Here is a 25,258-nt window from a genome sequence, read left to right as displayed (position 1 = left end):
TGCTTTGGCGCAGGAAATTAGAAGGAGTAGCCCGCCGTGAGGTTAAAGCGGGCGCCGTTGCCGCGGGTGTAGTTGGCAGCCGTGCCGGTAAACTGAGCGATGGGCGCGTAATAGGAGTTGTTGAGCAGATTCTCGATGCCCAAGGTCAGGTTCAGCTTCGGGGTGAAGCGGTACGAGCTGGTCAGGTTCAGCAGGCCGAAGCTGTGCACTGGGCCTTCGCCCGAGGCGTAGTTGCCGGCCGCGTTCGAGCGGAAGCGGGTGCGCGTGCCCGAGTACACGTAGTTCAGCGCCAGGCTCAGGGGCTCCCAGGGCTGGTAGCGCAGGTAGGCGGTGGCTTTGGGCGGCGCAATGCGGTTGCCGTTGAGCCAGACCTTCGATTTGGTTTCCACCCCGCCGGCGGTGCTAGTGAGCGTGGCGCGGCCTTCCACCCACGACCACGACCCGCCCAGCGTCAGGTTTTTCTGCACAAACCAATCGGCCGTCAGCTCGTAGCCCCACACCCGCTCCGGGGCGCGCTGCGGCACCAGGATGCCGTTGCCCTGGTCCACCAGGTTGGCCCCCAGGTCCGACTTGCTCACGAAGTACACCCCGCTCAGGGTTACCGGACCCAGTTCGGAGCTGGCGCCGGCCTCGTAGTTGCGCACCACGATGGGTTGGGTCTCCAATAGCGAGAGGGTGTTGGCCCGGGCCGTACGCAGGGTGCGGCCCAGCTCGTAGAGCGAGAAGCCTTCGGAGTAGCTCACGAAGGGGTTCAGCCACTTGAAACGGGCGTAGCGCAGGCCGGCGTTGTACACGGTGGTGTTGTACTTGAGCGTGCCGCCCTGCACGGCCACGCCGCCCACGTACGTCGAGCCGCTGAGCGTGCGGATGGTGGTGTAGTCGGGCACTTCCACGCGGATGTTTTCGCGGCGGGCGCCGCCTTTCAGCACGAAGTGCTCCAGCAGGGTGGCCCGCAGTTGGGCGTACGGCGCCAGGTTGCGCATCTGCATGCGCGGCGTCCAGAGGCGGCCGTCCACCAGGTTCTGGGTGGTTTCGTCGCCGAGCACATCAAGGCCGTAGGTCAGCTCGGCGCTGAACCGCTCGCCCGTCAACACCGGCGTGTTCAGGTTCAGGCGCAGCCCCCGCTTGTCGGAGTTGATTTCCGACTGGCCACCGAACTCAAAAAAGCTCGGCTCGGCGTCGTAGATGGTGCGGAAATCCTGCCAGTACCCGGTCAGCTCCACGCTGGTAGCCAGGGGCAGCACCTGCTGGCCACGGTAAGTCAGGTAGGCGTTGTGGTTGTGGCGCGTGCCCTCGTCCGTGCCGGGCCGGTCGCCCTTCACCCCGATGGCCGGGCTCACCCCGTACTTGCCGAGCTGGGTGACGTAGTCGGAATTCTGGCGCGAGCTGAAGTAGTTGTACATCAGCTCCACCCGGTTCTTGTCGTTGAGGTCGTAGCCAAGCTTGGCGAAGCCGTTGTAGGTCTTGGTCTCGCCCAGGCCGTAGCGCGGCGAAATCACCGCCCCCCGGGCATCCTTGAAGACGCCGGTCTGGTCGAAGGTGCCGCTGGCCACGTAGTCGAAGCGCCCGGGCTTGCCGTAGAATTGCTGGGTGGCACGGTAGCCCAGGGTATTGCCGAGGTGGGCCACGTTGCCGTTGACGCCGAGCGTGCTGAGTCCGCCAAACTTCTGGCCCGTCGCCGGGCGCTTGGTGATGTAGTTGATCAGGCCCCCGTCGGCGCCGTTGCCGAAGATGGCCGTGGCCCCCTTGATGACTTCCACCCGCTCGATGACCGTCGCGTCGATGCTGCGGATGTCGCGGCCGCCGGCGCGCAGCGGGGTGCTCTGCGGAATGCCGTCGATGAGCACCAGCACGTTGCGGCCGCGCAGGGTCTGGCCCACGTTGCCGGTCTGGTTGGTGGTCAGGCCCAGGCCGGGTACAGCGTTGCCCACCACGGCCGCCAGGTTGTTGGGCGTGGCCGCGGCCTGCAGCTGCACCTCGCGGGCATTCAAAATAGTAGCCGACACGGGCGTCTCGCGGATGGGCTCGGCCCGCCGGCTCGCCGACACGATGACTTCGCTCAGCTGCCGGCCCGCGTCTTCCTCCTTCAACTGCAAATCGGCCGTGGTGGTAGCCCCCGCCGTCACGCTGATGCCCTGCCGCGCAGGGGCCGCGCCGATAAACGTGGCCTCCAGCGTGTAGGCCCCGGCCGGCACGTTGTCCAGCACAAACGTGCCGTCGGCCTCGGCGGCGGTGCCCAACTGGCCGGGCAGCAGCCGCACGCTGGCTCCGGGCAGGGCAGCGCCTTTCGCGTCGCGCACCGTACCGCGCACCGCGCCGGTCGTTTGGGCCAGGAGAGAAATGGAAAGAAGCAGCCCGCTAACGGTCAGAAGCAGGCGCTGGGAAAAAGGAAAAAGCATGAACGTCTGGGCTAGATGCGGCTTAAAGACGTCACAAAGGTAGGTCAGCAGCTCCCTTTTTGCCAAGCTTATTTAGAATTGATTTAAACAACCAATACCAAGAGCCCATCCCCCAACACGCCAACGCCCGCGCCGAAGCGCGGGCGTTGGCGTGTTGGCCACTCTCATACCAGTCCGACAGGCCGCCATCTCCCCCCGGGCCGCGCTTAGCGGATGCCCACCGGGTTTTGGACTTCCACCTCGAGGCGTTCGAGCTTGGTGATGGGAACGTATTGGTTGTCGTGGGCCTGCTGGGGGTAGCCGATGCCTTGAAACAGCGTGCCGGAAACCGGGCCGGAGCCGGCCAAGGGCTGCTGGAAAGCGGGACCGTGCTGGTGCAGCTGCGAGCCAAAGTAATACAGCAGCTCGAAGCCCGAAGCGGCAAATACCGAGGGCGGAATGTTTTGCTGCTGGGTATACAGCTGGCGGAAGCGGCGCACGCCGGGCAGCGTCGAGTCCAGGTATTTCGGCTGCACAAAGTACACCTCGCGACGGTCGAGCTGCGCAGGTTCGATGCTGGGGTTTTCCTGCCAGGAAGCGTAGGTAATCAACGGTACTGCAAGGCCCTGGCTCTGCATGATGCCCAGGGTAAACGGCCCGGCCTTGCGGTGGTCCGAGGCCACCACGAGGTGCCCGGCGCTTTTTAGGTCCAGCCCGCCGAAACCGGCGTTCAGGGATTCGGGGTTGTCCGAGTCGAGGCTCCGCACGGCCAGCACTTTGCCGCCGAGCGCCTCGAAGGTTTTGCGGTAAGCTTCGGCGAAGGCGGTTTCGTCCTTGGTGTCCTCGTGGAAGATGACGGCCGGGCGGCCCCCGCCGAAGGCCCGGTAGGCGTACTCGGCCGCCGCGCGGCCCTGGGTGGCGGTGCTCGGCTCATACAAGTAGTACCAGGCATTGTCAAGCACCAGCGACCCGTCCTGCGAGAGGGGGTTGACGGCAACAATTTGGTTTTGCTGGGCGAAGCGGGCCAGGATCTTCGCGCCCGACTTGTACACCGGCCCCACCATCATATCCATACCGGCCAGCTCCGGCTGCTGCAGCAACTGCTTGAGCTGCAGCGTGTCGGCACCGGTATCGTAGGCGTACAGGTTCAGCGTGCGGCCTTCGCGCTGCAGCGAGTCCTGGGCCAGCTTCATGCCCGCGTACAGGTCCGTCACGAACTGCAGGCGCCGGCGCGTTTCCCAGCTGGGGTCGCTGAACTCGAACGGCAGCAGCACAGCCACGTTGTAGCTGGTCTTGCGCTGGGGCCGCGGGCGCGGCGTGTAGCGGGTGCGGTCGAAGCCGTACTGTTGCACCAGCTGCTCCAGCTGGGAGCGGTCGGCATCGGTGTAGAGCCCGCCGTACACCAGCTGCTCGGCGTAGGCGCGGGCCACAGCGGTATCCTGCGGGTAGCGGCGCACCAGGTTTTGCCACAGCGCCTTATCGCGCACGCGGGCCAAGTAGGTGGATTTCATAGCCGTGCGCTGGGCCCGCAGTTGCGCGCCGGGAATCTGCCCGAGCACGCGCAGGGCGTTGTCGGTGTCGCCTTGCTCAAACGACACCTGCCCCTGAAGGAAAAACGCCTCGCTCAGCCCCGGCCACTGCGGATACTCGTTGCGCAGCAGGTTCAGCATCTGCTCGGCCTCGGCCCACTTGCGGGCCCGCGTCGCGGCCACGGCGTAGAGGTAAGCGGCCTCAGGCGCCCGGCCGAACTTGGCAGCTGGCATCGTGACGGGCAGCAACTCCTCCATGGCCAGGTCGTTGCGGCCCTGATCAAGCAGCGTTTTGCCGTTACGGTAGCGTGTGTCGGGGTCCTGCGAGCCGAGGTTGGCGGGCAAAGGCGGCGCGGGCCTGGCGGCAGGCTTGGCCGGTGCCGGGGCAGCAGCGGAGGCCGGCGCGCCCGGTTTGGTGATGGTACCGGCGGCCTTCGCGGGCGCCGGGGCGGTCTTGGCTCCCAGCACCGCGGGCTTGGGGCTCGTCGGGACGGCCGCCGACTTGGCGGGGGAAGTGGCCGATGCTTTGGTTGGGGTGCCCCCCGGCCGGGCCGCAGCGCCGGTAGCCGGTTTGGGGGCCGCCGGCTTAGCGGACGAAGGCTGTTGGGCCAGCGCCGGCTCGGCCAAGGCGAGGAGGAAGCAGGCGAAAAAAATCCGCATGAGACAGAATAAAAGCGGCGAAGGAGGGCGGTCCGGCCCGAAGCCGGGGCCGCAAAGGTAGGAAGTTGAGCACGTAACGGAGTGGAGCCAATGGATGATTCAGATAGTAATACTATCATTACAAATAGCATTGCTATATTTGCGCAGGCTTAACCTCCCGTACCATGACCAACCCAGCAACTTTCCCCACCCCGGTGGCTTCCCGCGCCGCCACGCCCGTTCCCATCACCGTCGCCGCCGGCGACGGCATCGGCCCTGAAATCACGGCGCAGGTGCTGCGCATACTGCAGGCCGCCGGCGCGGCCCTGGCTCCAGAGTCCATCGAGGTGGGCGAGCAGGTGTACCGGGCCGGGCACACGTCGGGCATTGCGCCCGAGGCCTGGGAGTCGTTGCACCGCACGCGGGTACTGCTGAAAGGCCCCATCACCACGCCGCAGGGTGGGGGCTACAAATCACTGAACGTGACGCTGCGCAAAACCCTGGGGCTTTACGCGAACGTGCGCCCCTGCCGCTCGCTGTACCCGGCCGTGGCCACGCTGCACCCCGAGCTGGACGTGGTCATCATCCGCGAAAACGAGGAGGACCTTTACGCCGGCATCGAGCACCAGCACACGCCCGACGTGGTGCAGTGCCTGAAGCTGGTGACGCGCACCGGCTGCGAGCGAATCGTGCGCTACGCCTTTGAGTACGCCCGGCAGCACGGACGGCGCAAGATTACCTGCATGACCAAAGACAACATCATGAAGCTCACCGACGGGCTGTTTCACCGCGTGTTCGACGAGGTGGGCCGCGAGTACCCCGACGTGGCGCAGGAGCACCAGATCATCGACATCGGCACGGCCCGCCTGGCCACCCAGCCGCAGCGCTACGACGTGGTGGTGACCATGAACCTCTACGGCGACATCATTTCCGACGTGGTGGCCGAGCTGACCGGCTCGGTGGGCCTGGCGGGTTCGGCCAACATCGGCCGCGGCTGCGCCATGTTCGAAGCCATCCACGGCTCGGCTCCCGACATTGCCGGCCAGGGCATTGCCAACCCCTCGGGCCTGCTGCAAGCGGCGGTGCTCATGCTCCGGCACGTGGGCCAGCCGGCCGTGGCCGCGCGCATCGAGCGGGCCTGGCTTCAGACCCTGGCCGACGGCCTGCACCCGGCCGACATTTTCCGCCCCGGCCACAGCCGCGAGCGGGTGGGCACTGCCGCTTTTGCCGAGGCCATTATCGCGCGCTTGGATGCCACGCCCGAAGCAGACGCCCCGGCTGCACCGGCCCCCACCGACGCCCCGGCCCCGCACCCGCAGGCCCGCCCACAGGCCCGGCAGGAGCTGGTGGGCATCGACATTTTCCTGCGCTGGGACGGCGGCCTACCCGAGCAGTTGGGCCAGCAACTGAGCGCCTTGGCCGCCACCGGCGGCGCGCTGCAGCTGAAGCTCATTACCAACCGCGGCGTGAAGGTGTACCCCGAAGGCCAGCCGGAAACGTACTGCACCGACCACTGGCGCTGCCGCTTCGTGGCCACCGGCGAGCTGCCCACCGCCGGGGCAGGCTACCACCCGGCCTTCTTCGCCGATGCGCTGGCCCTGCAGCAGCAGCTTACGGCGGCCGGCCTGCACATCGTCAAGACGGAGAACCTATACCTCTTCGACGGCCAGCGCGGTTTCTCGCTCGGCCAAGGGGAGTAGCATCGCCAGCCGCCGCGTGCCCCGGTCCGGATGTCGGCCGGGGCACGCGGCGGCCATGAGCGGCGTGGCCTGAGCGGCCTTGCGGAACAGCAGCGGTTTGTTAATGCCTTCCGTACGTAATTTACGAAGCCGATACTATCACCCCAGCCCGCGGCGTTACGTCGCTTCGCCGGCCTCATCCGTACGCCATGTCAGCTCTATCGCCTTCGGCTTCCGCCCTGCTTCGTCACCGCTTCGGCCTGGTGCTTATCCTCGCGGCTTCGCTGGCCCTGAGCACGGTGCTGGTAGTGTTCCGCGTGTTCTGGACGCACCACATCACCTTCGTATTCCTGCTCTGGAACCTGTTTCTGGCGGCCATTCCCATGGGGCTGACGCTGCTGCTGGGGGCGCTGGAGCCGCCGCAGCGCCGCCGCTGGCTGCTGCCGGTGGGCCTGCTCTGGCTGCTGTTTTTCCCGAATGCCCCCTACATCCTCACCGACCTGCTGCACTTGGGCCGCTTCGCCGGCGTGCCGCGCTGGTACGACCTGACGCTGATCCTGACGGCCGCCTGGAACGGGCTGATGCTTGGCTACGCCTCCCTGCTCGACATGCAGCGCTTCGTGGAGGAGCGCCTGGGCTGGGCCGCCGGCTGGGTGTTCAGCTGCGCGGCTCTGACGTTGAGCGCCTTTGGCGTGTACCTCGGCCGTTTTCTGCGCTGGAACAGCTGGGACATCGTCACGAATCCCTTCAGCCTGGCCTACGACATTCTGGGCATTCTGCTGCATCCGGCTTCGCACCCGCGCGCCTGGGGCATGACGCTGCTATTCGGGGCGTTTCTGCTGCTGGGCTACCTCACGCTGCGGGCGCTGGGGCGGCTGCAGGTGGCAGAGTAAGCATTAACCCCGCTTAGCGCGGGAAGTCCCGACCGTCTGCAGCTGGTGTTGGCGCATCAGCGCAAGGCTACCACAAGCCCGCTTGTGCTGGTGGGGCACTGGGAAACCGGACGTCAGCGAGCGGAGCCGCTTCGCTATCTTGCCCGCCGCATGAAGCTCGCCTCCTCCCCCGCCCCCATGTCCTGGCCGCGCCTGCTCTCGCGCCGCCGCTACCCCGACCAGCCGCAGCTGCACATCGTGTCCGACGCGGCGCCCGTGCGCGGGGCCTTCGTGCAGGACTACGACCGGGTGGTGTTCAGTTCGGCTTTCCGGCGCCTGCAGCGCAAGACGCAGGTCATGCCCCTGCCCGAGACGGACTTCGTGCACACCCGCCTCACCCACTCCCTCGAAACGGCCTGCGTGGGCCGCTCGTTGGGCCGGCTGGGCGGGCGCCTGCTCATGGAGCGCGACGCGGAGCTGGCCGAGCAGCTGCCCTACTTCGACGCCGACTGCGGCGACATCGTGGCCGCCGCTTGCCTGGCCCACGACATCGGGAACCCACCCTTCGGCCACTCCGGCGAGGATGCCATTTCGGCCTACTTCGCCAGCCCGGCCGCGGAGCCCTTCGTGCGCATGCTCACGGCCGCCCAGCGCGCCGACCTGCAGCACTTCGAGGGCAACGCCGCCGGCTTCCGCGTGCTCACCCACACCTACGCGGCCCACAGCACCGGCACGGCCGGCCTCGGGCTGACGTACGCCACGCTGGGGGCCTTCACCAAGTACCCGCGCCCCTCGGTGGTCGACGCGGCGGACCAGACCGGCGGCGCCAGTGAGAAGAAGTACGGCCATTTCCAGACCGAAGCCGCCCGCTTCCGCCACGTGGCCCACGACCTGGGCCTGCTGCCCAAGGCCGACGAGCAGGGCTTCTACCACCGGCACCCGCTGGCCTTTCTAGTCGAAGCCGCCGACGACATCTGCTACCGCATCATCGACTTCGAGGACGCGCTCAAGCTCGGCCTCATCCCGCCCGAACTTGGCCTGAGCCTGCTGCGCGACATGCTCGCCGACCCCGCCGACCGGCCCCGCTCGGTGCAGTGGCACGACTGGCGCGAGGAGCTGGGCTACCTGCGCGCCCGCCTCATCGGCAAGCTGGTGGCCGAAACCGCCCAGGTATTTGCCCGCCACGCCCCGGCCATGCTCCACGGCGCTTACGACGGCTGCCTGATCAAGGAGCTGGAGTGCTGGGAGGCCCTGCAGCAGGTGCAGCGGCTGTCGGTGACGCACCTCTACCGCTCGCGCCCGGTGCTGCAGATCGAGGCGGCCGGCTTCGAGGTACTGGCCGGCCTGCTCGACGCGTTTCTGCACGCCACGTTCGACCCGGCCGCCAGCTCCCGCTCCCGCAAGCTGCTGGAGCTGGTGCCCCCGCAGTTTCGCGCCCTGGAGCTGCAGGCCGGCCTCTCCGCCTACGAGCAGATTATTCTGCTCACCGATTACGTGGGCGCCCTCACCGACCAAAACGCGCTGAGCCTGTTCCGCACCATCAAGGGCATCGACCTGCCGAAGGGGTTTTAGCTCGGGGCTGCCCTTCGCCGCTGCCAAGTTCCCGGTTACCTTTGCGCACGTCGCCGGGACAAATCCACCCCGGCGGTTGTTCGGCCCTTATGCAGCAAGCTACTCCCGCTACCGACCTCAACCTCGCGACCAGCGACCAGCTCTTTACCCGCGCCAAAGACCTGATTCCGGGCGGCGTCAACTCGCCCGTGCGTGCCTTCCGCGCCGTGGGCGGCCACCCCGTGTTCATGCAGTCGGCGCAGGGCGCGTGGCTGACCGACGTGGACGGCAACCGCTACCTGGACTTTATCAACTCCTGGGGGCCGATGATTCTCGGCCACGCCCCGCAAATCGTGCTCGACGCGGTGGCCCAGGCCCTGCCTTCCTCCCTTTCCTTTGGCGCCCCGACGCGCCGCGAGGTGGAAATGGCCGAGCTGATCACCCAGATGGTGCCCAGCATCGAGAAGGTGCGCCTCGTCAACTCCGGCACCGAGGCCACCATGTCGGCCATCCGGGTGGCCCGCGGCTACACCGGCCGCGCCAAGATCCTCAAGTTTGAAGGCTGCTACCACGGCCACGGCGACTCCTTCCTGATTGCCGCCGGCTCGGGCGCCCTCACCCTCGGCACCCCCGATTCGCCCGGCGTAACCGAAGGCGTGGCCAAGGACACGCTCACGGTGCCTTACAACAACCTCGACGCGGTCAGCGCCGCCATCGAAGCCAACCCCGAGCAGATTGCCGCCATCATTCTGGAGCCCGTCGTGGGCAACATCGGCCTGGTGCCGCCCGCCGAGGGCTTTTTGCAGGGCCTGCGCGAGCTGTGCACCCGCCACGGAATCGTGTTCATCTTCGACGAGGTGATGACCGGCTTCCGCCTCGCCCGCGGTGGCGCCCAGGAGCTGTTCGGCATCGAGCCGGACCTGACCACGCTGGGCAAAATCATCGGCGGCGGCATGCCGGTGGGCGCCTACGGCGGCAAGCGCGAAATTATGGACCAGGTGGCCCCCGCCGGCAAGGTGTACCAGGCCGGCACGCTCTCCGGCAACCCCATCGCCACGGCCGCCGGCCTGGCCCAGCTGCGCTACCTGCACGAGCACCCCGACGTATACGAGCAGCTGGAGCGCACCAGCGCCGCCCTGGCCGACGGCACCCGGCAGATTGCCGCCGAGCTGGGTCTGGACTATACCGTCAACCGCGTCGGCTCGATGTGGAGCGTGTTCTTCACCGCCCAGCCCGTTACGGACCTGGCGTCGGCCAAAACCGCCGACCTGGAAGCCTTCGGTCGCTACTTCCGCGCCATGCTGCACCGAGGCATCTACCTCGCGCCCTCGCAGTTCGAGGCCCTGTTTGTGAGTACCGCCGTTACCGACGACCTCGTGGACCTGTACCTGACCGCCTGCCACGCCTCCATGCGCGAGGCCCACGGGCTGTAAGGGGCCGGAGTGTAGCCAGACGCACCATTTCAAAAGCGCAGCCACTACCCCAGCAACGGGTGGTGGCTGCGCTTCGCCGTTTAGACAATGGCCCAAAAGTATCTGCGCCCGGTTGGGGGAAGCGTACGCGTTGACCAGAACCTACTCTGGAGGCCGCGCTTTCGAAGAGGGCGTTTAGTCCTTTTCCAAGCCCAAGGCCCTATTTCCCCGCGTTATAGCCATTGGTTTGGCATCATAGCCGGCCCGCGGCCTATCTTTGCCCCAAACCTGTTGCCTGTTGCTATGCCTTACCGCTACCGTTTGGGGTTCTGGAGCCTGCTCGTGCTGTTGCTGATGATGCCGTTGGGAATGCTTGCCCAGACCGAGAAACTGGCCGCGCAAAACAAGCAGCTGTTCGACCGCGCCGTGGACGAGCTGAATTTCCGCACCATGGAAACCGTTTACGACAAGGCTTTCACGCGCCGCAAGTTTCCCGTGACGCTGCGCACGGCCAAGGCCCGCCGCGACTTCGACGACTTCCCCGGCCGCGACGACCTCAAGCAGCTGTTTCGCAACTACAACGGCGTGGCCGAGCGCTACAAGAACCGCTTCGGCAAAGGCCGCACCGATTTGGCCGAATTTGAGAAGCAGCTCAACAGCATCCTGATCGACCCCAACTTCGAGTTCTTTATCCGCGGCCTGCCGCGCGACGAGCGTGCCGCCCTCATCCACGGGCTGCAGCGCTACATCAAGCAGGCCAGCGCCCAGTTCAACGCCTCCGAGGACCCCGTGCCCGAGGACCTCTTGGCCGACGCGGCCAACGTGCCCCCGGCCGACGTGGACGCCCAGGCCGAAGCCCCGGTGAGCAAGCCGCTCGAAGACCCCGCCCCGCAGACCGACGAAGCCGCCGAGGAGCCCGCGTCGCCCCGGGCCCGGCCCATCGGGGAGTACAGCGCCCCCCGCCACGACTGGCTCGACTACACGCTGCTGCTCAGCTCCGTACTGTCGCTCGGCCTGGTGCTGTACCTGACGCTGTCCGTGATTCCGGGCCTGCGTGCCCAGATCAATAACCTCACTGCCGAAGCCGAGCCGTTCGGCGAAGAAGAGGAGGAAGAAGCCGCCTCGGTGGCCGCCAAGCGCCGCGCGCCGGCCCTTCCCAGCGACCGGTACGAAGACGACGAAGCCTGATTTCATAGGAATGAAGCAGGAGCCATGAAGAGTTGGAGGCCCCTCCAGTTCGTGGCTCCTGCTTCGTTCTTCTTTTTCTTTCCTGATGATCCTGACCGACGAGCAAATCCTGGCCGAAATGGAGCGCGGCACCATCGTAATTGAGCCTTACGACCGCAGCTGCCTGGGCACCAACTCCTACGACGTGCACCTGGGCCGCTACCTGGCCACCTACCGCGACGCCGTGCTCGACGCCCGCAAGCACAACGAAATCGACGTTTTCGAAATCCCCGAAGAAGGCTTCGTGCTCAAGCCCGAAACGCTGTACCTCGGCGTGACGGAAGAATACACCGAAACACATGCGCACGTCCCCTTCCTGGAGGGCAAAAGCTCGGTGGGCCGCCTCGGCATCGACATCCACGCCACCGCCGGCAAGGGCGACGTGGGTTTCTCCAACACCTGGACGCTGGAAATCAGCGTGACGCAGCCCGTGCGCATCTACCGCGGCATGCCCATTGGGCAGCTCATCTACTTCACCGTGGAGGGCGCCATCCAGAACTACTACAACCGTAAACCGAACGCGAAGTACAACCAGCGCACTGACAAACCCGTCGAGTCGATGATGTGGATGAACAAGTTCTGACCACGCTTTGCGGAATGGTAGCCTGGCCGATGCGGGCCGTTCTAACCCTACGGAACGTCCAATAATTTGGCAAGGCCGTTATTTACCCCTCGTGGAGAGAACTGCCCGGCATACTTTTTCGTTAGAAAAGGGCGTTAGCTGCTTAGGCAGCTTCAACTTTGTCTCCGTGGCTTCGGCCCGCTAACGATATAACTTGCCATGACCATGAAGAAGATCCTTGCAACGGCTGTGCTGGTGACGGGTGTAGCACTCGGGACGCAAGCGCAGCAGCTGAAGAAGAACCCCGTGGTGCAACAGCGCGCCGACCGTCTGTCCGACCAGATGGCCCGCGAACTGCGGCTGAACAACTACCAGACTACCAAGCTGCGCGCCATCAACACGGACAAGGTCGCCAAGATGGCCGCTATTGAAACGCGCTTGGCTGGCAACGACCAGCTTATCGACACGCAGTGCTTGGGCGTGTGCCGGGAGCGGGACCAGGAGCTGCGCTCCATCCTCACCACCGACCAATACAGCGCGTACTACGGTAACCGCTCGCAGTACTACAAGTTCGATAAGGACTACGCCGCGCAGTCGTCGAACATCATGCTCGTAAAATCCGTGCAGAATCCGCTCCCGGCTTCGGCCAAAGGCGCGACCCTCAGCCAGACCAAAGACGACGCCAAAGGCTCGTCGCGCGGCGGTAGCCGCTAGCATTACGTATCAGATATAAAAAGCCCGCCCGGCGTACTGCCGGGCGGGCTTTTTTGCGTTCAGTGGCAAGCTGCCGCGCTTACCGCTGGTTTTTCTCTTCCTGCTCCACGTGCTGGGCCAGCTCCTTGCCCACGGCGCGCAGCTTGGCGCCCATGAATTCGTCGCTGGTGGCGGCCACGATGCTTTCGGCCAGCGAACCGATCATGTCCACGTAGAAGCGCTTCATCTCGTTCACGGGCATGTCCTTGGTCCAGAGGTCAATCTTCATGGTGCCGCGCTCTTCCCGGTCCCAGATGGAGATGTTCATGGCCTTGGCGAAGTGAATGTCGGCGCCCGCGTCAGTGGCGCTCCAGCTGATGGCCTCGGGGATTTTCTGCTCGTCGAGGGCAATACTGAAGCGGATTTCAGATTTTTTCATCTTGATGAATGGTCAAATGGTTGAATGGCTAAATGGCTGACCGTTCAGGTCCACCTAGCCAGCAAATCCGATGGCAGCATAAGCGAAATGGCCGGCCGTGTGAACGACCAGCCATTTAACCGTTTAGCCATCAAACAATTTAAACGTAGTTGTTCAGCATCACCGGCATCACCAGCATCAGGATGCTTTCGTTGTCCTCGGCGAGGGTGGGCATCAGCAGGCCGGCGCGGTTCGGGGTGCTCAGCTCCAGGGTGATTTCCTCGGAGTCGATGTTGGAGAGCATCTCGATCAGGAAGCGGGCGTTGAAGCCGATTTCCATGTCTTCGCCGTCGTACTGGCAGGGCAGCTTTTCGTTGGCTTCGTTCGAGAAGTCCAGGTCTTCGGCCGAAATGGTCAGCTCGGAGCCGGCCAGGCGCAGGCGCACCTGGTGGGTGGTCTTGTTCGAGTAGATGGCAATGCGCTTCACCGAGTTCAGCAGCTGGCCGCGGTCGATGATGAGCTTGTTCGGGTTCGACACCGGGATGACGTTCTCGTAGTCGGGGTACCGCTCGTCGATGAGGCGGCACACGAGGCGCATCTGGTTGAAGGAGAAGAAGGCGTTCGACTGGTTGAACTCCATGCGCACCGGCGTGGCCTCGGAGGGCAGCGCGCCTTTGAGCAGGTTAAACGCCTTGCGCGGAATGATGAGGTTGGCCGTCTGGCCGGCGGCTACATCGGCGCGGCGGTAGCGCAGCAGGCGGTGCCCGTCGGTGGCCACGAAGGTGGCCTGGTTGTCGGCTAGCTGCACCAGGATGCCGGTCATGGCCGGGCGCAGCTCGTCGGTCGAAACGGCAAAGATGGTCTTGGTGATGGCGCGCAGCAGGGAGCTGGACGGAATTTCCACCGGAGCCGAGCCTTTCACCACCGGCACGCGGGGGAAGTCGGTGGCGTTTTCACCGGCCAGCTTGTAGCGGCCGTTGGCCGAGCTGATTTCGATGCCGTAGGTCTCTTCGTCCAGCGTAAAGGTGACGGGCTGGTCGGGCAGGTTCTTGAGCGTGTCGAGCAGGATGCGGGCCGGGGCGGCGATGCGGCCGCCTTCGCGGGCTTCCACGGGCAGTTCGGTCATCATGCTGGTCTCCAGGTCGGAGGCGGTGATGGTGAGCTTGCCGTTCTCAATTTCAAAGAGGAAGTTCTCCAGGATGGGTACCACGGGGTTGCTCGTGACGACGCCGTTGATGCTCTGGAGCTGCTTGAGGAGCGCCGAGGACGAGACGATGAACTTCATATAGGGCTTTGGGAAGTGTGGCGAATTTAGGAAGACAAAGATAGGGAGCTATACGGGAGTTTCTAGGGCTGTAGCGGGCTTCCGTAGCGGCTTGCTAACCCAGTGTGTGGTATCGGCCCGTTTCTCGTCGGGGGACAGAGCAAGACCTACTGCGCTATTGAACTGCTGTGTTTTTCCCTGATTTTTTGTAGGTTGTCGGAGCCGCGCCCACCTCTATTCATCCCGGTTGTTTATTATGAGCGTTGCTCCCCTCTACCATCTCGTTTACCAAAGCGCAGCTACCAGCCTGTTCACGGAGGCGCAACTGCAGGCGCTGCTCGCTCAGTCCCGTGCCTGGAACACCGCGCACGGCATCACGGGCGTGCTGCTTTACTGCCACGGCCATATCCTACAAGTGCTTGAAGGCCCCCGCAACGAGGTGCAAGGCATCTTCGCCAGCATCAGCCGCGACCTGCGCCACCACGACGTGACCAAGCTGGCCGACGGGCCCCTCACGCGGCGCAGCTTTGCGGAATGGTCCATGGGTTTTACCGCCATCGAGCCAGCGGATTATGTGCACCTGGCGGGCTTTCGCACGCCAGAAGGGTTGACTTCCACGGTGGCCGGCGATGCGCTGCTGCATTCGGTCCTGACGGAATTTGTGCGCCGCGAAACGGTCCGCCTTTAATAAGCCCGAGAAGCACCCACCGCCGCAGCGCCGGAACACCAGCGCCCAGTTCCAAAACCGGCATGAGGCGCTGTGTTCTATTGCTGCGGCGGTTATTCGCAGGTCACGCGCCGCATCAGCCCCGCTTGGCTTCCCGCTTGCACCGCCGGCAGGCAAAGGCCGGCCGGTAGCCGGGATTGAGCCACACCGGCCCGTCGGGAGCTGCTCAGGCCGCCACCGCAGGCTGTGCACCCGTCGTCTACGAATACCTCTCCGTCGAGCTGCACCATCCAAGCGGCCACATGCCCGTTGGAACCGCCGCCAGCCGTGTCGATGGGCGGGGCAAAGGCTGTCAGCGCTTGGGCACCGCCCGCGGGCAGAAACACGGGCCCGGCTAGGCATCCCGCCACGCCAAAGGCACTCCGAGGCCGCTGTTTTCGAAGCGGCTCCGCAGCTGAGCGCGCCCATTTGCCGTTTAAGCAGCTGCGGCCACCTTCACGGGGCTTTTGATGGCCTCCTACTTCAGTCTATTGCTGTTATGCCCTTCCAGGTTCTCTGCTACGGCGAAATGCTGTGGGACATGTTGCCCACGGGTCCGGTGCCCGGCGGCGCGCCCCTGAACGTGGCCGTGCACCTGCACCACCAGGGCCTACGGGCCCGCCTCATCAGCCGCGTGGGCGACGACGCGCCGGGCCGGGAACTGCGCGCCTTTCTGGGGCAGCAGGGCGTGGATACCGGCCTGGTGCAAACCGATGATGCCGGGCAGCCCACCGGCACGGTGCAGGTGCGGGCCGAGAGCTGGCAGGAAGTCAGCTACGATATCGTGGCACCAGTGGCCTGGGACTTCATCCGTTACTCCGAGGAGCTGGCCACGGCCGCCGCGGCCGCCGACGTACTGGTGTTTGGCACCCTGGCCTCGCGCAGCCCGGTTTCCTTTGCCACCCTGCAGCACCTGCTGCCCCTGAGCCGCCTGCCGGTTCTCGACGTGAACCTGCGGCCCCCGCACTATTCTCGGGGGCAGCTGGAGTGGCTGCTGCCCCGGGCGCGGGTAGCGAAGCTGAACCACCACGAGCTAAGCGAAATCACCGCTTGGTACGCCCCGGGCCTCGACGCGGAAGCCGCCATGGGCTTTTTGCAGGCCCGCTTCGGCTGGCAGCTGCTGGTGGTAACGCGGGGCGAAAACGGTGCCGCTGCCCTCACCGCCGACGGCCAGCTGCTGGAGCAGCCCGGCTTCCCGGTGGTGGTGCAGGACACCATCGGCAGCGGCGACGCCTTCCTGGCTACTTTGCTGCGCCACTGGCTGCAAGGCAACACCGTGGCCGAAGCCCTGCGCCGCGCCTGCGCCGTGGGCGCGCTGGTAGCCACCTACCGCGGCGCCACCCCGCCCATTGCGCAGGCGGAAATTGAGCGGCTGCTGGCTACGGGGTGAGGCAAGAACCGCTTACTCAGGAGCGCAATTCGTGCTTTTACTGCGACTTGCCCTTTTTGGTCTAAGCTATTTTAGGCTTTCGACGTAGCTGCTAACGCTGCCGTCCCGGTAACATAGTAGGCACCTGCCATGCGCCATGTTATGGTCGCAATTGGGGTAACCGTAAAGCCAATGTGCACATTCTGGATATAATAAAGTCATCCGAGAAGCGTAGGCGAAGTAAAGGATGCGGCACTCGTCGCATACGCTGGTTTCTCTTCCAGCCGGATGGCCGCTCATCGAATCACACAGGTTTACTCTACCCCAAACGACGCGTACTTCCGCTTCCGCAGCCAGGCCCGCACCAGCCCAAACACGGCCAGCAACGCCAGCGGAGCGCCCAGGTTCAGCAGCTGCCACTGACGCTTTTCTGCGTTGATTTTCACCTTGTCCAAGGGGCGCAGGGTGATCTGCTTGCTGCGCACGGCAATCAGGCCCGACTCGTCGAGCAGGTAGTCGACGGCGTTCTGCACCAGCTGGCGGTTCGCAAATTCGGTGGTGGCCAGCCGGTCGTAGCCCAGGCGCAGGGGGCGCTTGGTTTTGGGGTCCACATCGTTGCGCACGAAGTCGCCGTCGGAGATGAGCACGATTTTACCGGGCATGGCCTGCGGGTTTTGGCCGGGCAGAAATTGCGTGGTGCCGGGCTTGGCACGGTTGGCGAAGAGGGAGCGGAATTGCCCTTCGAGCAGGTAGCCCACGGGCTTGGGGCCGCTTTTGTACAGTTTGGGGTCCGGGGGCAGGCGGGCGTCGTTGAGGTTGATGGGCACCGGGGCGGGCAGCACGCGGGTGTAGCGCGAGGTGTACATGAGCGGCGTCTTGCGGATGCCGGCGGCCTTCACCGTGTCGATGGTGCTGACGAACTTCAGGTACACCGCGTCGAGGTTGCGGGTGATGGGGTGCGGGCTGAAGTTGTTCACGACCGGGTAAAACGGCCAGGGCATGGGCTCCACCTGCGGCTTGTCGCCCGACATGCCCGTTACCATCGGAATCACGCCGGAGTTCACGTCGAGCAGCAGGTCGCCGTTGACGCGCACGCCGTAGGTAAACAGCAAATCCGTCAGGCCCAGATCGAGCGGGAAGGAGAGCATGCCGCCGCGGTTGGCGCTGTCCAGGTTCACGCGCATAGCATCCACGAAGAACAGCGCCCGGCCACCTTCGGTGATGAACTTATCAAGCTTGAACTTCTCGGGGTCGGTGTAGGCACGCTCAGGCTTGGCCACGATGACGGCCGAGAGGGCCTTCATGTTCTGCTCGGTCACCTTATTCAGGTCGATGCGGTACACGTTGTAGTCGCGCTGCAGCGTGCCGATGAGGTCGGCGATGTGCTCGTTGTCGGGCTCGCCGTGGCCCTCCACGATGCCGATGAGCTGGCGTTTGGTGGGCTCCAATCGGCGCACGGCGGAGGCCAGCTCGTACTCCAGCCCTTCGATGCTCTGGTTCAGGCGCACGTCGGGCGGAGCGGCTTGGTTGCCGCGCAGCAGCAGCACGTTCTCCTCGCGGTTGCCCACCGTGACGGTGGCCCAGGGAAAGATGATCTTCTCCACGCGCTTGCCGCCTTCGTTGGCGCCGAGGTTGGTGGGGGTCAGGCCCTTCTGCATCAGCCGCTGGTACTCCTTGTTGCGGTCGGCTTCGGAAGTGGCCGCCGAGGGGTCGACGAACACGTAGCGCAGCTTGGAGCCGGCGTGAATCTGCATTTCGTCGAGCGTTTCGCGGGTGGCCTGCGAGAGGCGCCGGAACGCGGGCGGAAAGTCGCCGGCCAAGTACACCGTCACGGTGACCGGCTCGGGCATGGTGGTGAGCAGCTGCTTGGTAGCGGCCGACATGCTGTAGCGCTTGTCCTCGGTCAGATCAACGCGGAAGAAGAACCGCTGGGCGACGAAGTTCAGCACCAGCAGGCCCAGGATAATCAGGCCAAAGCGTAGCAAATCGCGCTGCTTGCGCGGGGTGGCCGGGGCAACGGAGGCGGGCGTAGTGGCGGCGGGAGTGGTTTCCATGCGTCAGGTAGGTCCGGGTTACCAGTTGCGGCTTTGCAGCACGAGGCGGGTGGCCAGCAGCATGGCCGTCACCACCGAAAGGAAATACAGCAGGTCGCGCGAGTCCACGAGTCCCTTGCTCAGGTCGCGGTAGTGGGCCGCAATGCCGAGCTGGCCGATGTAGTAGGCCGCGGAACCTTCAAACAGTGAGGCCAGCGAATCGAAGCCGGAATACACCAGAAAGCAGCCGACCACGGCCACCAGGAAGGCAATGATCTGGTCGCGGGTGAGGGCCGAGGCCAGCACGCCGATGGCAGCAAACACGGCGGCCAGCAGCGTAAGCCCGATAAGCGAGCCGGCGAAGGCGGCCGAGTCGATGTTGCCCTGCGGCGAGCCGAGCCGGTGCACGGAGTAGTAATAGAGCAAGGTGGGCACCAGCGCCAGGAGTGCCAGCAGCAGACAGGCCAGGTACTTCCCTCCTACCAGTTGCCCGTCGGTGAGCGGGCGAGTGAGCAGCAGTTCAATGGTGCCGGCCTTTTTTTCCTCGGCGAAGGTGCGCATGGTGATGGCCGGAATCAGGAACAGGAAAATCCAGGGGGCCAGGTTGAACAGCGTCTGCAGGTCGGCAAAGCCGTAGTCGAGCACGCTGCTATCGGGGAAGACCCACACGAACAGACCGGTGGCCACCAAGAACACCCCGAGCACCACATAGGCCACCGGGGAGTTGAGGAAGGCGTTGAATTCTTTGCGAAGGACGGCGAACATGAACCGCTGATTAGCGCTGAGTTAGTTGATTTCGCTGATGCCGGATATCATCAGGTCGTCATGCTGAGCTTGTCGAAGCATCTCTACCGAACGATGCAACGAAGCGGTAGAGATGCTTCGACAAGCTCAGCATGACGTTCTTATTTTTCTTGCTTGGTGGCCGTCGTCAGCTCCTGGAACACCTGCTCCAGCGACTGTTCTTCTTGGCGCAGTCCGAGCAACAGCCAGCCCTGCTGGGCGGCCAGCTGCGAAATGGCGCGGCGCTGGTCGCCTTTGCCCTCGGTGCGGATAATCCAGGCGCCGCCCTGCCCCTGCTCCACGCCTTTCACGCCCGGCAGCTGCCAGAGCGGGGCCGGGTCAATCGGGCCCTCAAACTCGGCCCGGATGACTGCGCCGCCCTTGGTCAGGCCAGCCAGCTCGCGCACCGGCGCATCGGCCACTAGCTGCCCGCGGCTGATGATGACCACCCGGTCGCAGAGGGCCTGCACTTCGGGCAGGATGTGGGTGCTGAAGATGACGGTTTTATCCTGGCCCAACTCGCGGATCAGGGTGCGGATTTCGCCGATCTGGTTGGGGTCGAGGCCGGTGGTGGGCTCGTCGAGGATGAGTACCTGCGGGTCGTGTACCAAGGCCTGCGCCAGGCCCACGCGCTGCCGGTAGCCCTTGGAAAGAGCGCCGATCTGCTTGTTCTGCTCGCGGGTGAGGCCCACCCGGCCGACCAGCTCCTTGACGCGGCTGCGCAGTGTGCTGCCCGACAGCCCGTGCACCCGCCCGATGAAGTCGAGGTACTCGTGCACGTACATGTCGAGGTAGAGCGGGTTGTGCTCGGGCAGGTAGCCCACGCGGCAGCGCACTTCCAGCGGGTGTTCCACCACGTCGAAATCGGCCACGCGCACCGAGCCCGCGCTGGGCGGCAGGTAGCCGGTGGCAATTTTCATGGTGGTGGACTTGCCGGCCCCGTTCGGGCCCAGAAAACCCAGGATTTCGCCGCGGCCGGCCGCAAACGAAATGTCGTTGACGGCGGCCTGCGGGCCGTAGAGTTTGGTTAAATGTTGGATTTCAACCATAGGGAGGGCGAAAGTACAGCGTTCAGGGCGCATTACCGGCACCGGGGCCTCACCGATGCGTCAGGACGGCCTCGCCAATCCAGGACGCGACCAGCGGCAGGATCACCCAAACGCCCAGCAGCACCAGCCAGGCCAACGCCAGCAGCACGAACATCGCCTGCACCCGGTGGCGTTCCGGCCGCGCGCGGCGGTGCTGCCGCACGGTATACCACACCAGCAGCACCGAGGCTGCCCAGATCAGCAGCATCACGGTGTTTACTTTTTGGGCTGCAGCGGCCGCATCTCCACGTCCACGATGTGGAAGTTGAAGGGCGTCTGCAGGGCGTACAGAATGGCCCCGCCGATGTCCTCCGGCTGCATCATGTGCTCGTTGGCCGTGGTGCCGGGAATGTCGTCGAAGAAGTTGGTCTGCGTGGAGCCCGGGTAGAGGCAGGTAACCTTGATGCCATCCTTGCGCACTTCCTTGAACAGGGAGTGGGAAAAGCCGCGCACCGCGTACTTGGTGGCGCAGTAGCCGGCCATCATTTCGATGCCGTTCAGGCCCGCGATGGACGAAATATTGATGATGTGGCCCAGCTGCTGGCGCTTCATCTGCGGCAGCACGGCCTTGGTGCAGTAAAACAGTCCGTGCACGTTCGTGTCGAACATGCGGTGCCACTGCTCGGAGCTGAACCCGTCGACCGGGCCCGAGATGCCGAGGCCGGCGTTGTTGACCAGCACGTGGATTTCCTGGCCCAGTTCGCGCTGCGTGTTCGTGAAAGCCTCCTGCACCTGCACCTCGTCGCGCACGTCGCAGGCAAAAAACTGAAACCGCTCGTGTTGCAACGATTCGGGCTGGCGGCGGCCCCAGCCGGCCACTACGGCCCCCTGCGCCAGCAAGAGCTGCGCCGTAGCCAGGCCAATGCCTTTGCTGACGCCCGTGACAATGGCTACCTTGCCGTTCAGATCCATAAGCTTCCTGGTTGGAAAACGTGTTGACGAATTGGTGTTTGAAAGCCGCGCAAGTTAGCAGCCGGCGCCGCCTCCGGGCATACGCAGCCCCGGCGCTGCTGTTGGCCGCCGCGCTGCTGGCCGGCTGCGGCGAAGACCACGAAACCGACTGCCTCAAAAGCAGCGGCAAGGTGACCGTGGAGCGCCGCGCGCTGGCTCCGTTTCACGTGCTGCGCCTCTACGACAACGTGGAAGTGACCGTAGTGCAGGACACCGAAACCTACGCCGAGGTGCGCACCGGCAAAAACCTGCAGGAAGACCTGGAGCTGACCGAGCAAGACGGCACGCTCACCATCCGCAACACCTCGCGCTGCAACTGGGTACGCCGCTACGACGTGCCCCGGCAGGTGACGCTGCACACCCCGCGCCTCACCGACGTGTTTCACATCGGCGAGAAGACGCTGCGTACCCAGGGCACCTTCCGCCAAGACACGCTCTTTCTGCACCTCTCCCGCGCCGGCGACGTGGAGTTCGACGTGGAAAGCAACTTCCTCTGGGTCGACCTCTACGAGCTGGGTGACATGCGCCTGACGGGCCGCACCAATCAGCTCATTGCCACCGTCGGCGACCTGGGCAGCCTGTACGCCGACGGCCTGCGCGCCCGCCGCGCCCAGGTCGAGCTGAACAAGCTCGGCGACGGCAACGCCCGCGTGCTCGTCACCGACTACCTCAGCGCGCAGGTCGACGGCTCGGGCACGCTGTACTACAGCGGACCACCGGCTCGCCACGACATCAACGTGACGGGCAAAGGCCGGGCAGTTAGCCAGTAGGGTATGAGTTAGAGAAGTGAAAAGAGTAAAAGAGAACAGGCCAAACGCCTTCATTCTCCTGTATTATCTTCCCCTTTTTTAACTCCTAAACTCCTACACTTACACCCTCCTACCGCAAGCTAAATATCCCCCAGCTGCGGCCGGATCAGCAACTCCTCCACCACGGCCTGCGGCGAGAGGCTCCAGGTGCCGTACACGGCCTCGGCGACGTCAGCGGCGCGGATAAACCGCTCGGCGGGCAGGTCTACTCCTTCCCAGCTGGCCGTGAGCGTGGCGCCGGCCAGCACGGCCGTCACCCGCACGCCGGTGTGCTTGAGCTCCTCGCGCAGGTTTTTGGTCATGCCGTACAGGGCAAACTTGGCCACGCCGTACGACCCACCGTTGGGGTACGGAATCAGGCTGGCCGTGGAGCAGATGGTGAAAATGTGGGCCGCCGGCTGCTGGAGCAGCTGCGGCAGCAGGCCGCGCGTCACGTCGTAGGCCGAGAGCAGGTTCACGGCCAGCATGTCGCGCAGGGTCGAGCCGTCGGCCGCGTCGTCCTGCAGGCGGCCGGGCACGAAGGAACCGGTGTTGTTGACCAGCACGTCGACCGGGCCGCCCAGGCCCAGCACGAAGTCCACGAAGCGCCGGGCTTCGTTAGGCTTGCTCAGGTCGGCCGGCAACGTCTTAACTTCGGCGCCGGGATGCTGTTGTTCCAGCGCGGCGCGCAGCTCGTCGAGGTCGTTGGCGGAGCGGGCGCAGGTTACCAAGCGCCAGCCGGCCTGAGCAAAGCGCTCCAGAATAGCGCGGCCAATACCTTTGGTGCCGCCCGTCACCACAATTGTTTTGTGCATATCGCGTAAGATTGTTTCGCGGTTTGTACGTATGTAGGCCTGCGGCGCTGCCGCAGGTTCATTTCTTTTTCTCCAGCCTTCCTATGGTCAAAGTTTTCGGCCAGTTCTTGCTCTTCATGCGGAGCATGCTTGTGCGTTCCGAACGCCTAAAAGTACTCTGGAATCGCACCCTCGACGAAGCCGTGCTCATTGGTATCGATTCGGTGTTCATTGTCAGCATCGTAGCCGCGTTCATCGGCGCCGTTACCTGCGTGCAGATTGCCTACAACCTCACCAACCCGCTTATTCCGAAGTCGACCATCGGCTTCATGGTGCGCGAAATGACCATCCTGGAGCTGGCGCCCACCATCACCAGCATCGTGCTGGCCGGCAAGGTGGGCAGCAGCATCGCCGGGGGGCTGGGCACCATGCGCATCACCGAGCAGATCGACGCGCTGGAGGTCATGGGCATCAACGCCACCAACTACCTCGTGCTGCCGCGCATCCTCGGGGCCATGATTACCTTCCCGATGCTGGTGATTCTGGCCATGCTGCTCTCGATTATGGGCGGCTACATTGCCGGCACGCTTTCCGGCGCCCTCTCGGCCCAGGAGTACGTGGAGGGCATCCGCGACTCGTTTATTCCCTACAATATCCTTTTCGCCCTGATCAAATCGGTGGTATTTGCATTCCTGGTATCGGCCATTTCGGCCTACCGCGGCTTTTTCACGGAGGGCGGCGCCCTGGAAGTGGGCGCCAGCAGCACCACCGCCGTCACGCACTCCATTATTGCCATCCTGCTGGCCGACTACGTACTAGCCCAGACCCTACTATAATTGTCAAATGGCTGCATTGCTAAATTGCTGACTGTTCTACTCCGAACGATAACAATTTAACAATCAATAAATTTAGCCATTCCTCCCGATGATCGAAATTCACAACGTTCACAAGTCCTTCGGCGACACGCCCATTCTTAAGGGCATCAACTGCACGTTCGAAACGGGCAAGTGCAACCTGGTGCTCGGCGGCTCGGGTACCGGCAAGTCGGTGCTGCTCAAGTGCATCGTGGGTCTGCTCAAGCCCGACCTGGGCTCTATCACCTTCGACGGCACCATCTTCACGAACAACAAAATCGAAATCCGCCAGGAAATCCGGAAGCAGATCGGCATGCTGTTTCAGGCTTCCGCGCTCTTCGACTCTATGAACGTGTTCGAGAACGTGGAATTTCCGCTGCGTATGCTCACGCCCGACATGGGCCGCGGCGAGCGGCGCGACCGGGTGGAGTTTTGCCTGCGCCGCGTGGGGCTGGAAGCTGCCGGCAACAAAATGCCGTCCGAGCTGTCGGGGGGCATGAAAAAGCGCGTCGGCATTGCCCGCGCCATTGCCCCGAACTGTACCTACCTCTTCTGCGACGAGCCCAACTCCGGCCTCGACCCGCTCACCAGCATCAAAATCGACGAGCTGATCTACGAGATTACCCACGAGTACGGCATCACCACCGTCATCATCACCCACGACATGAACTCGGTGGTGGAAATCGGCGACCATATCGTGTACCTGCACAAGGGCCAGAAGCTCTGGGACGGAACCAAGGACGAAATTTTGAACGCGCAGGTGCCCGAGCTAAAGGAATTCATCTTCAGCAGCAGCCTGGTACGCGCCGCCAAACGCATCGAGATGGAAGGTGGCAGCCTCGAAGAAATCCGCCAGGAGCCTTCCCAGGACATATAGCCCGGTTCAAGCGCGCCGCAACGGGCCCGAAAACAGCACCGCCCGAAACCTCAGCAATGGGTTTCGGGCGGTGCTGTTTTCGGGTACCACGTTCAGCTCGCGCAGGTCAGGTCCGGCGCGGAGAATGGTGCGTTACGGCGGCTACTGCCCAAACACGCCCCAGCCCATGCGCTTGCGCAGGCTGGTGATGTGGGCTACGTGGTGCCGGCCGTGCCAGGCGTACATCACCAGGGCCTGATCGAGGCGCACGGTCTGGCCGGTGCCGGGGTGGAACCAGGTGCGCAGCCACTGCTCGTCGGTGAGCTGGCTCAGGAGCACCACCCAGCGCGCGTGCAACGCATCCAGCAGGATCAGCGACACGTCGGGCGGCACGATGCTCACGTCGGGCAGCTCGGCCCAGGCGGCCTCCTCGTAGGGCTTGATGGTGGGATTGTCCTCCGTCAGAGCCAGGCGGAAGCGCGTGTAGCTGTTCAGGTGCGAGTCGGGCAGGTGGTGCAGCACCTGGCGCACGGTCCAGCCGCCGGGCCGGTAGGGCGTGTCGAACTGCAGGCCGTTGAGGCCGTCCAGGGCCATGCGCAGCTCGGTGGGCAGGGCCATCAGCTGCTGAATGTAGGGGGCGCGCTCCTCGGCCGTGAGCGGCTGTTCCGGCAGGGTGTAGTGGCCGATGGGGAAGCGCAGGTCCTGCTCGGCGGTTTGGGGGTCAGTGGTTGACATAAAAGCGAGAATATGGGGCGCAAGTCTACTCAATTGCGGCCAACCGCCGCACTTTGCTGCCACCCGGAACCAGAGCG

23 protein-coding genes are annotated in these 25,258 nt (G+C 64.5%); 12 read left to right on the top strand and 11 right to left on the bottom strand.

Annotated features, from left to right (window positions below):
* Window positions 1-17: 17 nt before the first annotated feature.
* Both ACYVKQ_RS08465 and ACYVKQ_RS08460 read right to left on the bottom strand, forming a co-directional pair.
* Window positions 18-2,399, bottom strand: a complete 2,382-nt coding sequence (locus tag ACYVKQ_RS08465) for a TonB-dependent receptor (protein WP_460577578.1) — start codon at window positions 2,397-2,399, stop codon at window positions 18-20.
* 206 nt (window positions 2,400-2,605) lie between these two features.
* Window positions 2,606-4,567 carry an ABC transporter substrate-binding protein gene (locus ACYVKQ_RS08460; RefSeq protein WP_460577576.1) on the bottom strand — a complete coding sequence of 654 codons (1,962 nt, stop codon included), beginning with the start codon at window positions 4,565-4,567 and terminating at the stop codon, window positions 2,606-2,608.
* Window positions 4,568-4,731: 164 nt separating this feature from the next.
* On the opposite strand from ACYVKQ_RS08460, the gene ACYVKQ_RS08455 reads away from it, so the two are divergent.
* The 7 genes from ACYVKQ_RS08455 to ACYVKQ_RS08425 all read left to right on the top strand — a co-directional run bounded on the left by ACYVKQ_RS08455 (window position 4,732) and on the right by ACYVKQ_RS08425 (window position 12,563).
* On the top strand, window positions 4,732-6,246 hold the full coding sequence (locus tag ACYVKQ_RS08455) for an NADP-dependent isocitrate dehydrogenase (protein ID WP_460577574.1): 1,515 nt from the start codon (window positions 4,732-4,734) through the stop codon (window positions 6,244-6,246).
* A 188-nt stretch (window positions 6,247-6,434) separates the two neighbouring features.
* Window positions 6,435-7,118: a DUF1361 domain-containing protein gene (locus ACYVKQ_RS08450; protein ID WP_460577572.1), complete on the top strand. Its 684-nt coding sequence runs from the start codon at window positions 6,435-6,437 to the stop codon at window positions 7,116-7,118.
* A gap of 150 nt (window positions 7,119-7,268) precedes the next feature.
* Complete coding sequence (gene dgt, locus ACYVKQ_RS08445) at window positions 7,269-8,669, top strand: dGTP triphosphohydrolase (RefSeq protein ID WP_460577570.1); 1,401 nt, start codon at window positions 7,269-7,271, stop codon at window positions 8,667-8,669.
* A gap of 89 nt (window positions 8,670-8,758) precedes the next feature.
* Window positions 8,759-10,081, top strand: a complete 1,323-nt coding sequence (hemL, locus tag ACYVKQ_RS08440; protein ID WP_460577568.1) for a glutamate-1-semialdehyde 2,1-aminomutase — start codon at window positions 8,759-8,761, stop codon at window positions 10,079-10,081.
* Between the two features lie 282 nt (window positions 10,082-10,363).
* On the top strand, window positions 10,364-11,248 hold the full coding sequence (locus ACYVKQ_RS08435) for a hypothetical protein (protein ID WP_460577567.1): 885 nt from the start codon (window positions 10,364-10,366) through the stop codon (window positions 11,246-11,248).
* A gap of 85 nt (window positions 11,249-11,333) precedes the next feature.
* Complete coding sequence (gene dcd / locus ACYVKQ_RS08430; RefSeq protein WP_460577565.1) at window positions 11,334-11,870, top strand: dCTP deaminase; 537 nt, start codon at window positions 11,334-11,336, stop codon at window positions 11,868-11,870.
* Window positions 11,871-12,074: 204 nt separating this feature from the next.
* Complete coding sequence (locus ACYVKQ_RS08425) at window positions 12,075-12,563, top strand: hypothetical protein (protein ID WP_460577563.1); 489 nt, start codon at window positions 12,075-12,077, stop codon at window positions 12,561-12,563.
* 79 nt (window positions 12,564-12,642) lie between these two features.
* Here the strand turns inward: ACYVKQ_RS08425 and gldC are convergent, their stop codons facing one another.
* Window positions 12,643-12,981, bottom strand: a complete 339-nt coding sequence (gene gldC, locus ACYVKQ_RS08420; RefSeq protein ID WP_460577561.1) for a gliding motility protein GldC — start codon at window positions 12,979-12,981, stop codon at window positions 12,643-12,645.
* A 139-nt stretch (window positions 12,982-13,120) separates the two neighbouring features.
* Window positions 13,121-14,245: a DNA polymerase III subunit beta gene (gene dnaN / locus ACYVKQ_RS08415; protein WP_460577559.1), complete on the bottom strand. Its 1,125-nt coding sequence runs from the start codon at window positions 14,243-14,245 to the stop codon at window positions 13,121-13,123.
* Window positions 14,246-14,480: 235 nt separating this feature from the next.
* Here dnaN and ACYVKQ_RS08410 point away from each other — a divergent pair, with 235 nt between their 5' ends.
* On the top strand, window positions 14,481-14,912 hold the full coding sequence (locus ACYVKQ_RS08410) for a BLUF domain-containing protein (protein ID WP_460577557.1): 432 nt from the start codon (window positions 14,481-14,483) through the stop codon (window positions 14,910-14,912).
* A 517-nt stretch (window positions 14,913-15,429) separates the two neighbouring features.
* A complete protein-coding gene (locus tag ACYVKQ_RS08405; protein WP_460577555.1) occupies window positions 15,430-16,320 on the top strand; it encodes a carbohydrate kinase family protein in 891 nt (296 codons plus the stop codon).
* A 293-nt stretch (window positions 16,321-16,613) separates the two neighbouring features.
* Here the strand turns inward: ACYVKQ_RS08405 and gldG are convergent, their stop codons facing one another.
* The 5 genes from gldG to ACYVKQ_RS08380 form a co-directional block, all read right to left on the bottom strand.
* Window positions 16,614-18,353 carry a motility-associated ABC transporter substrate-binding family protein gene (gene gldG / locus ACYVKQ_RS08400; protein ID WP_460577553.1) on the bottom strand — a complete coding sequence of 580 codons (1,740 nt, stop codon included), beginning with the start codon at window positions 18,351-18,353 and terminating at the stop codon, window positions 16,614-16,616.
* Between the two features lie 18 nt (window positions 18,354-18,371).
* Window positions 18,372-19,097 (bottom strand): gliding motility-associated ABC transporter permease subunit GldF, encoded by a 726-nt coding sequence (gene gldF / locus ACYVKQ_RS08395; protein ID WP_460577551.1) that lies wholly within the window; start codon window positions 19,095-19,097, stop codon window positions 18,372-18,374.
* A 140-nt stretch (window positions 19,098-19,237) separates the two neighbouring features.
* Window positions 19,238-20,164 (bottom strand): gliding motility-associated ABC transporter ATP-binding protein, encoded by a 927-nt coding sequence (gldA, locus tag ACYVKQ_RS08390; RefSeq protein ID WP_460577549.1) that lies wholly within the window; start codon window positions 20,162-20,164, stop codon window positions 19,238-19,240.
* 49 nt (window positions 20,165-20,213) lie between these two features.
* A complete protein-coding gene (locus ACYVKQ_RS08385) occupies window positions 20,214-20,414 on the bottom strand; it encodes a hypothetical protein (protein WP_460577548.1) in 201 nt (66 codons plus the stop codon).
* Between the two features lie 5 nt (window positions 20,415-20,419).
* Window positions 20,420-21,115, bottom strand: a complete 696-nt coding sequence (locus ACYVKQ_RS08380; protein ID WP_460577546.1) for an SDR family oxidoreductase — start codon at window positions 21,113-21,115, stop codon at window positions 20,420-20,422.
* A 38-nt stretch (window positions 21,116-21,153) separates the two neighbouring features.
* Between ACYVKQ_RS08380 and ACYVKQ_RS08375 the strand changes: the two genes are divergently transcribed.
* Window positions 21,154-21,924 carry a head GIN domain-containing protein gene (locus tag ACYVKQ_RS08375; protein WP_460577544.1) on the top strand — a complete coding sequence of 257 codons (771 nt, stop codon included), beginning with the start codon at window positions 21,154-21,156 and terminating at the stop codon, window positions 21,922-21,924.
* A gap of 119 nt (window positions 21,925-22,043) precedes the next feature.
* Here the strand turns inward: ACYVKQ_RS08375 and ACYVKQ_RS08370 are convergent, their stop codons facing one another.
* Window positions 22,044-22,757, bottom strand: coding sequence for an SDR family oxidoreductase (locus tag ACYVKQ_RS08370; RefSeq protein WP_460577542.1), 714 nt, complete (start codon window positions 22,755-22,757; stop codon window positions 22,044-22,046).
* Between the two features lie 125 nt (window positions 22,758-22,882).
* On the opposite strand from ACYVKQ_RS08370, the gene ACYVKQ_RS08365 reads away from it, so the two are divergent.
* Complete coding sequence (locus tag ACYVKQ_RS08365) at window positions 22,883-23,572, top strand: MlaE family ABC transporter permease (protein WP_460577540.1); 690 nt, start codon at window positions 22,883-22,885, stop codon at window positions 23,570-23,572.
* A gap of 88 nt (window positions 23,573-23,660) precedes the next feature.
* Window positions 23,661-24,467, top strand: a complete 807-nt coding sequence (locus tag ACYVKQ_RS08360; RefSeq protein WP_460577538.1) for an ABC transporter ATP-binding protein — start codon at window positions 23,661-23,663, stop codon at window positions 24,465-24,467.
* A 141-nt stretch (window positions 24,468-24,608) separates the two neighbouring features.
* Here the strand turns inward: ACYVKQ_RS08360 and ACYVKQ_RS08355 are convergent, their stop codons facing one another.
* On the bottom strand, window positions 24,609-25,181 hold the full coding sequence (locus tag ACYVKQ_RS08355) for a metal-dependent hydrolase (protein ID WP_460577536.1): 573 nt from the start codon (window positions 25,179-25,181) through the stop codon (window positions 24,609-24,611).
* Window positions 25,182-25,258 lie beyond the last annotated feature (77 nt).

This window comes from Hymenobacter coalescens, from assembly GCF_054783195.1.
The sequence above is the reverse complement of the archived record's forward strand: the minus strand, read 5'-3'. Positions and strand labels throughout refer to the sequence as shown.